Consider the following 8,164-nt stretch of genomic DNA (forward strand, 5'->3'; position numbering starts at 1 on the left):
ATATAATATAACCAGTTTATATATAGCTAAATGCTTATTTTAATCTATTTATTTATATTATTCTTAATTAGCTTTTATTTCTATATCCCCACTAGTAGTAGATACTGTATATGCTGTACCCCCTGAATTGATTTTAATAGAGCCTTTGGATTTATTTATTACCCCTGAAGTATTTAAGGAGTTTTCTACAGATACATCTCCTGACACTGAATTTATATCAAATGAAAGATTTAAATTAGGATTTATATATAAATCTACCTCTCCAGATATTGAATTTATTTTTGATGGTCCATCTATTTTATTTGATTTTATTTCAATATCTCCTGATGTAGTTTCTACTTCCATAGCTCCTTCAAAATAGTTTATATTAATCTCACCTGAGATTTGACTACTTTTTAAGCTAGAACTTATGAGCTTATTTATATCAACACTCCCAGACTTTGAGGTTATCCCTATATTTTTAGTGTTTATATTATTAGCTTCTATATCCCCTGATATAGAATTAAGGTTCATATCTGTAGTATTTAAGTCTACTTGAGATAAATCCATATCTCCACTTACAGTAGAAATATCTATTGCTTTTGAATAGTCTTTAGGTATATACAATAAAAGCTTCACATCTGAAAAGTTCATGTGCATTCCATTATTATGCATTCCATTATTAGATATTTCTTTTATAATAACCTCTCCATTAGAACTATTAACATTTAACTCCATATCATTGTTTGACATCATACCTCTTGTATTTCCTCTTAAAGCTACCTTTAAATCACTTTCTTCATTATACATAACTTTTACATCTGAAAAACTTGTTGATACACTTATCTTAGATATATCTTTTAAACTTATAGACTCATTTTGATCTATATTAATACTATCACCATGTCCATTGAAGTTATTTCTAAAGAACCCTCTAACTCCTTCTCCATGAAAGACGCTAGATATAGTAGCCCCCGAATTCAAAATTATTATGGCACCAATTCCATAGAATATAAATACCACTGATAATAGTATTAGGACAATATTTTTTATTTTAAAATTTCTAGGTTTATTAGTCATATAGTACCTCCTACTGTAAAGATTCATATATAAATTTATAGAATCTCTTAGATAAATCAATCAATAACTTAACTAAATATACTGCTCCAATTAAAATTAGAACGCCTAATGCTATGGTACCTATTCCAATAAAGATTAAAGAGGACAGTGGTAAGGATATAGAACTAAAAAACATAGTACTTACGGTTCCAGTTAATCCACCTATCATAAGTCCGAGCCCTCCAAAGGTACAGGCAATACCGATTCCAAATATACCAATAAGGAGTCCACCTAATCCCGTAATTGGTCCTAATGCTACAATACCAATAACTATTAAAATAGTCATTGATAATAATTTTTTATTTTCACTGCTACTACTTTTAACTTTCACATTCCCATTATTTCTGGCATAAGTGCCACCAGTATAGGTATTATTATTTTTATTACTCTCGCTATATTGCTTTGCTATAGTTATAGGATCACCTAGCTCCTTAGCTATTTCCTCTTCACTCTTTCCCTCTGCGGCACCTACTGTGAAGTGCTCCTCATAGTCATATAATATTTCTTGGATTTCTTCATCAGTGAATCCCTTAAGATTATTTTTTAATATAAAGAAAAAATGCTCTTTATTCATCATTATCACCTACCTCTAATATACTATTTACATCCTTTATAAATTCTTCCCACTCATTTATGAGAGTCCTCTTGGTTTCCATACCAAAGTCAGTTATCTTGTAGTATTTTCTTGGTGGTCCCTCTTGAGATTCTTGAAGATAAGTTGTGAAATACCCTTCCTTACTCAGTCTTCTTAGGATAGGATATATAGTTCCATCGGATATTTGGATATTTTCAGATATCTTGTGTATTAATTCATACCCATAGTAATCTTTATTAGCCAATAAAGATAGCACACATAACTCTAAAACACCCTTCTTTAATTGAGAATTCAAATTAATCACCTACCTTATCATTAATACGCTATATCTAGTGATTGTTATCTTAAAATAGTAAAATTCTATCTTATTAACTATAGTATATCAGTCAGTATTATACATTGCAAGGTAGTAAGTAATAAATATAACTTGACTATATAATATACGTGTAACATCATCAACTATGCTAAAAAATATTTGTTCTTGTAACCATTTTTTTTAAACTTCATATAATAATTTTAGAAGAGCATTTTAAAACAAAACAAGCTCTCCCACAAAAGATACCTGTCTTTATTTAAGAAAATTTTATCCATTCTCCCATCTAATTTTTAAAGCAGACTACCATAGGCCCCCTTCGGTAGTCTGCTTTTAGTTATTCTAAATAGATTTCTTATTAGAGTTTTTATAGATATTAAAAAGCTTGTCCTATTTATTAGTACAAGCCTCTTAATATTAATAAGATAGAACAATTAATGAATCACCTTACTCTTCTATATATTAAACAAAGCTTAAATTAATCTGCTACACTAATGAAGCTTTTAAAATACCTAATTTATATTTATAGATTCTAAAGTCTAACGAATTAATAAGGTAATTTAATTATCTAAATAAAAATCTACTTTATTATTCTATTTCAATATTACTTAGTATGGTTTATCTTTAAACCTTTATTAAATAAACATCTTATATGCAATTAAGAATATAACCCCTGGCACACCAAAGAAACCTGCTATTAAAGCTGTCACTACATTTATACCTATCTGAACACCAAAACTAGCTCCAACTAAGTTCACTAACCATAGAAGAACCGCTCCTAGCAATCCATTAACACAAAGCTTTATAAAAATCTTTATCGGCCATGAGAATATAGTTACTATTATAAAAAGACCTACTATAGCTACTATAAATGCTATTAAAGCTTCCATCTCTCTCCTCCTATCTTTGAAAGTCTATACTACTATATTAATATAATATGCTATGAAGCTATTATACTACAATTTAATCCTAATCTTTTTGCTTCTTTAATTAAATAATCATACTTAGCTTTTACAGCTGCCTCTGTATATATAGCTACTTCTACCAACTTAGGGTCTTGTACATTATCAAAATAATTTCTTATAGCTTCTAGTTCTCCTATAGCTTGATTTATAGCTTCTAGTAATTCTTCTTTATTTCTAAATCCCTCATCACAAACTTTTAATTCTATATTATTAATTATAAAATTCTTATTCATATAACCATAAACCTCCTATTTATATATCATCTTAAGTGTTGACAAAAAATAGGAGTTTTATTCTTTTTAAAATATACACTTTATATGTACATATCTTATATAATATTTAAACTCTCTTAGATAAACTCATCGTTATATATAGAGAGATAAATTATTTGAAAACTCAACTTTTGAGTAGGCTTTAAATAATGGTAGCTGTTGATTTAGTTTCAATTATCATGTGACCTATATATACCATATTCACCCTTAATGCTTGAATAGAATATAAGTTATGATAGATTGAAGTTTAGTTTAATATTTTGTGTGTTTTATCTATAGATATTATTAAATCCTTATTTTATTCTGATTTTAAAAGCTCTATATTGCTACTTAAAAAATCAATTGTCTTCTCAGACAAAGAAGGTTGCATTAAAGGATAAGTTAAATTCTCAGGTATATTATAAAAGATCTTCACCTCACCAATTTCTGAATAAGGCAAATCTCCTAGATTATATATATCAGCATAAAATAATTGTCCGAAGGACTCAACCCCTCCTCTATCTACCGAATATATACATATAGGATACAACTTAAAATCTTTTGCTCCCGTTTCCTCATATAATTCTCTTGATGCAGTGTTCTCTATACTTTCACCATCTTCGCGATGACCACCTGGTATCTCAAAGGTTTCTCTTTCTTTATGTCTTACAAATATCCATCCACCATCATACTTTGCTGCTATTACTGCAAACTTTAATTTACTATCTTCAATAGCTTCTAAATCGTAATAATTCATCTTTATCAATTTATATCCTTCCCTTCACTCATTACTTAAAAATAGTTATCTATCTAAAAAGCGGTATTTCTTTAACTTCATCTATAACTAATCCATTCTTATTATTAATGTATGAACCTTATTTATATCTACAATTCTTATTTAATAATTACAGTATATAGAACAAATCTTCCTTCAGGTGATGTTCTTTCCCCCATGTGAAGGTTATATGAGTTAATCTAGGGTCGTAGCAACTGTTATTCCCCACCTTTTAAGAGGGTGGGGGTGCTAAAACTTATAGCCATCGGATAAAATTTATTCTCGAAGATTTTTATGTATTTATATCTAATTATACCATTTTATTGTAATACATAACAGAAACTACTTTATTATTAATTTTAAAGTTTTAACTAAAAACAATTAAAAGGATGTTAGTATAAGAACCTCTAATTTCGTTGTCCTTACTCTAGCACCCTTTTATATTATCTGAGTCTACTCTGTTTTAATAGTTACTAAACTTTATTTTTCTATAGTAACTTTATTTATAGTAAATGATAATCCACTTATGGTTTTCTGCTTAACATAAGTGACCTTGAAGAATATAGGGCTTCTAGCCTAAATCTTAACTTATACATGTACTACTTAAAATCTTAGATTTTAAGTAGTACATAAGATAAGTTTTGAATCCAAAACCCTATAAACACTCATCAATTCTATACTTATATTTCTCTTCTTCCTTCAAGAGCCTTGGACAGAGTTACCTCATCGGCATATTCTAAGTCTCCACCTACTGGTATACCATGAGCTATTCTTGTTACCTTTACTTCTAAAGGTTTTAATATCTTAGATATGTACATAGCTGTAGCTTCACCTTCAATTGTAGGATTTGTAGCCACTATAACTTCTTTTACACTTCCATTCATTCTAGATATAAGTTCTTTAAGCTTTATATCAGCTGGTCCTCTTCCTGCCATAGGAGAAATATTTCCATGTAATACATGATAAACTCCATTAAATTCTCTTACTTTTTCCATAGACATTATGTCTTTAGGCTGCTCTACAACACAAACTACCGCCTTATCTCTATTAGGATTAGAACATAAAGCACATGGATCCTTGTCTGTATAGTTTCCACAGATAGAACAGTATTTTATAGTTCCTCTAGCCTCAACTAGAGCCTTAGCGAACTCTTCTACTTCATCTTTAGGAAGATTTAAAACATGGAGTGTTAATCTTTGAGCTGTTTTATAACCTACACTTGGTAGCTTAGCAAATTCTTCAATAAGCTTCTCTATTGCTACTGGATAAAAATCCATTAAACATCACATCCCTTTAATTCTAATATTTATATTATATAAATCTCTTTTCAAATTAAAATTTACATCCTTTATATTTAATAATTCATCGTAAAATAGGAAATTAACTATAATAAAAATTCAAATTATTTATTACCCATATGAGTATATTATTATATATAACCGTAAAAATATCTACTGTTTAATAATATTTATTATATAAACTATTTTAGGCATACAATTACATTGTATGCCTAAGCTAAAACTTAATTCTAAATTTTATTAAAACATTCCTGGAATGTTCATTCCACCAGTTACCTTTTTCATTCCTTCTGATGTCTCATCTTGTGCATTCTTTAGTGCTTGATTAACTGCAGTTAACACTAAATCTTCTAACATTTCAACATCATCTTCATCTACAACTTCAGGCTTTATCTTAATTTCTAAAACTTCATTTTTTCCATTAACTACTGCCTTAACTGCTCCGCCACCTGCTGTAGCTTCAAAATTTTTACTCTCAAGCTCTTTTTGCATATCTTCCATTTGCTTTTGCATCTTTTGAGCTTGCTTTAATAAATTTTGCATATTTCCTCCGCCTAAGCCTCCTGGAAATCCACCTCTTGCCATATGAAATCCTCCTTAAAATTAACTTAATTTTTATTATATATTATTTTTTCTTTTAATACTATATAAAGTACAACTTTTAAAATAAAGCTTAAACCTTATATAAAATACTATTTTTAAGTCATAAGCCTATTCCTCATTAACTTGCTGTAATCTTTGATTTTATTTCTTATCATAGAGTGTTATATATACATAGTACTATATAATTAATATGTATAATAGTTCTATACTATGAATCTATAATTTCAACCATATCTTCTCCAAAGGCAGCTCTAAGCTTATCTTCTTTAGATTCACTAACTTCTTTTTCTTCTTTTTCTATTGTATACTTAACCTTAACTTTTTCTCTTAAAACCTCTGAAAATACACCGTCTATTAACTTTCTATAATCTTCTTTTTCAAGTCTTTGTTTATTAAATGAAAACTTCTCTTCATATCTTATTTCTATTACTCCATTTCTGCAAGAATATAATCTTCCTGTTATAAGGGAGGCATATATAACCATCTGTCTTCTACTTTTAAAAGTTTCCAATATATCTCTCCAAGCTTTTTCTACCTTAGATATATTAAGCTCAGAACTTTCATTAAAGTTTTCTTCTATTTCCTCTTGATCCTCTTGTTTCTTTACCACATTAGGCTTTGGCTTTTCTTGCGGTAAGCTCTTCCTTTGCTCATTTCCTCTTGGTCCCTCTGATTCATCTACGGAAACAGCTATCTTTCCACTTCTTAAGGCACTTTCAAGTTTATTTATTCTAGCTAGAATAACTTCTGGGGAATTATCAAACTCTATTCTACACATTTTTATAAGAGCAAGTTCTAAATATATACGCCCTTGCTTACTCCACTTAGATTGTTCTTCTGCTTCTTGAAGAATTCTTATAAATCTCATGATTTCTTCAACACCCAGTTTATCCGACTGTTTCTTCAATAGCTCTATATTCTCAAGAGACATATCTAAAACCTCTTGTGGATTATTACTTACCTTTACCATAAGTAGGTTTCTCATATGTGTTGTTAAATCTTTTATAAAGGTTTGAACATCCTTACCTGCAAAAACTATATCATCAATTATCCTCATTGCTTTTTCTGTATCTCTACTTAGGGCGCATTCAGTAAGATTTAATAAATGTTCGCTGGTTACAAGTCCAAGCATCTCTATTACATTATTATATTCTATTTTTCCTCCACCCATAGCTATGGCTTGATCTAGTATACTTAGGGCATCCCTCATCGCTCCATCACTCATTCTAGATACCAAATCAAGGCTATTATCATCTGCGAAAACTCCTAATCCATCTACTATCTTTCTAAGCCTTGTGGATACATCCTCTGTTTTAATTCTTTTAAAATCAAATCTTTGGCACCTTGAAAGAATAGTTATAGGAAGTTTCTGAGGATCTGTAGTTGCTAATATGAAGACAACTCTATTTGGTGGTTCCTCAAGGGTCTTAAGAAAAGCATTTACTGCCCCTTGAGAAAGCATGTGGACCTCATCCATTATGTAAACTTTAAATTTAGCTTCTTGAGGAGGATACTGTACATCATCTATAATATCTCTTATTTTGTCTATTCCATTATTAGAAGCTGCATCTAATTCAGTAACATCTATAGAAAGTCCTGAACCTATCTTCTTACACATATCACATTGATTACAAGGTTCTCCCTCTTGTAAATCTAAACAATTTAATGCCTTAGCCATTATCTTTGCTGTAGATGTTTTTCCCGTACCTCTAGTTCCACAAAAAAGATATGCATGGGCAGTTCTTTCCTTTAATATTTGATTTCTAAGTGTTGTTGTTATATGTTCTTGACCTACCACATCATCAAATATCTTAGGTCGCCATTCCCTATATAAAGCCGTATATGCCACGGTTATCACCTCTTAGTCTTATTTATCCTGTATCATAAGTTATTATTCTTAGTAAAAATCTTAACCACTTATAAAGTTTAATTAACTATTATCATATGCTATTCCATGTAAAATACAAGGCACCTATACTAGATATATTTTATTAATAAATCTACATTTAAAATTTATATAATTGTAATCCTCATATTGCCTTTTATAAATAATCTTTATTAAACTATATAATTTTATATTATCATTATAACCTTCATTGATTAGAATTTAAACTATCATATTATTACTATAGATGTGCCATATGCAAGCTTAACCTCTGAATGTACTACAAATCATAGTAACTTAAGGCTTATTTTAAGGTGTGATTCAATATATAGATAAACTACATCCAAACTCAATCTTTGAATAAGCCTTAAGTAATGATAG

At 29.2% G+C, this 8,164-nt stretch carries 9 protein-coding genes; all 9 read right to left on the minus strand.

What is annotated here, in order from left to right:
• Positions 1-63 precede the first annotated feature (63 nt).
• Positions 64-1,059, minus strand: coding sequence for a DUF4097 family beta strand repeat-containing protein (locus tag AB2369_RS08985; protein ID WP_367666145.1), 996 nt, complete (start codon positions 1,057-1,059; stop codon positions 64-66).
• A gap of 10 nt (positions 1,060-1,069) precedes the next feature.
• Entirely contained in the window at positions 1,070-1,675 is a 606-nt protein-coding gene (locus AB2369_RS08990) for a DUF1700 domain-containing protein (RefSeq protein ID WP_367666146.1), read from the minus strand.
• Positions 1,665-1,988 (minus strand): PadR family transcriptional regulator, encoded by a 324-nt coding sequence (locus AB2369_RS08995; protein WP_367666147.1) that lies wholly within the window; start codon positions 1,986-1,988, stop codon positions 1,665-1,667. Before AB2369_RS08995 ends, AB2369_RS08990 begins: the two co-directional genes overlap by 11 nt.
• 653 nt (positions 1,989-2,641) lie before the next feature.
• Positions 2,642-2,896, minus strand: coding sequence for a pro-sigmaK processing inhibitor BofA family protein (locus AB2369_RS09000; protein ID WP_367666148.1), 255 nt, complete (start codon positions 2,894-2,896; stop codon positions 2,642-2,644).
• A 50-nt stretch (positions 2,897-2,946) separates the two neighbouring features.
• On the minus strand, positions 2,947-3,204 hold the full coding sequence (locus tag AB2369_RS09005; protein ID WP_367666149.1) for a YaaL family protein: 258 nt from the start codon (positions 3,202-3,204) through the stop codon (positions 2,947-2,949).
• A 337-nt stretch (positions 3,205-3,541) separates the two neighbouring features.
• A complete protein-coding gene (locus tag AB2369_RS09010) occupies positions 3,542-3,979 on the minus strand; it encodes an NUDIX domain-containing protein (protein ID WP_367666153.1) in 438 nt (145 codons plus the stop codon).
• Between the two features lie 698 nt (positions 3,980-4,677).
• Positions 4,678-5,274 (minus strand): recombination mediator RecR, encoded by a 597-nt coding sequence (gene recR, locus AB2369_RS09015; protein WP_367666150.1) that lies wholly within the window; start codon positions 5,272-5,274, stop codon positions 4,678-4,680.
• A 261-nt stretch (positions 5,275-5,535) separates the two neighbouring features.
• Positions 5,536-5,880 (minus strand): YbaB/EbfC family nucleoid-associated protein, encoded by a 345-nt coding sequence (locus tag AB2369_RS09020; RefSeq protein ID WP_367666151.1) that lies wholly within the window; start codon positions 5,878-5,880, stop codon positions 5,536-5,538.
• A gap of 226 nt (positions 5,881-6,106) precedes the next feature.
• On the minus strand, positions 6,107-7,747 hold the full coding sequence (gene dnaX / locus AB2369_RS09025; protein WP_367666152.1) for a DNA polymerase III subunit gamma/tau: 1,641 nt from the start codon (positions 7,745-7,747) through the stop codon (positions 6,107-6,109).
• Positions 7,748-8,164 lie beyond the last annotated feature (417 nt).

It is taken from the genome of Clostridium sp. (assembly GCF_040797585.1).
Lineage (GTDB): Bacteria > Bacillota > Clostridia > Clostridiales > Clostridiaceae > Clostridium_Z.

Coding starts and splice junctions, on each gene's coding strand:
- recR (WP_367666150.1), bottom strand. CDS start 5,274: ATGGATTTTTATCCAGTAGCAATAGAGAAGCTTATTGAAGAATTTGCT.
- AB2369_RS08990 (WP_367666146.1), bottom strand. CDS start 1,675: ATGATGAATAAAGAGCATTTTTTCTTTATATTAAAAAATAATCTTAAG.
- AB2369_RS09005 (WP_367666149.1), bottom strand. CDS start 3,204: ATGAATAAGAATTTTATAATTAATAATATAGAATTAAAAGTTTGTGAT.
- AB2369_RS09020 (WP_367666151.1), bottom strand. CDS start 5,880: ATGGCAAGAGGTGGATTTCCAGGAGGCTTAGGCGGAGGAAATATGCAA.
- AB2369_RS09000 (WP_367666148.1), bottom strand. CDS start 2,896: ATGGAAGCTTTAATAGCATTTATAGTAGCTATAGTAGGTCTTTTTATA.
- AB2369_RS09010 (WP_367666153.1), bottom strand. CDS start 3,979: ATGAATTATTACGATTTAGAAGCTATTGAAGATAGTAAATTAAAGTTT.
- AB2369_RS08985 (WP_367666145.1), bottom strand. CDS start 1,059: ATGACTAATAAACCTAGAAATTTTAAAATAAAAAATATTGTCCTAATA.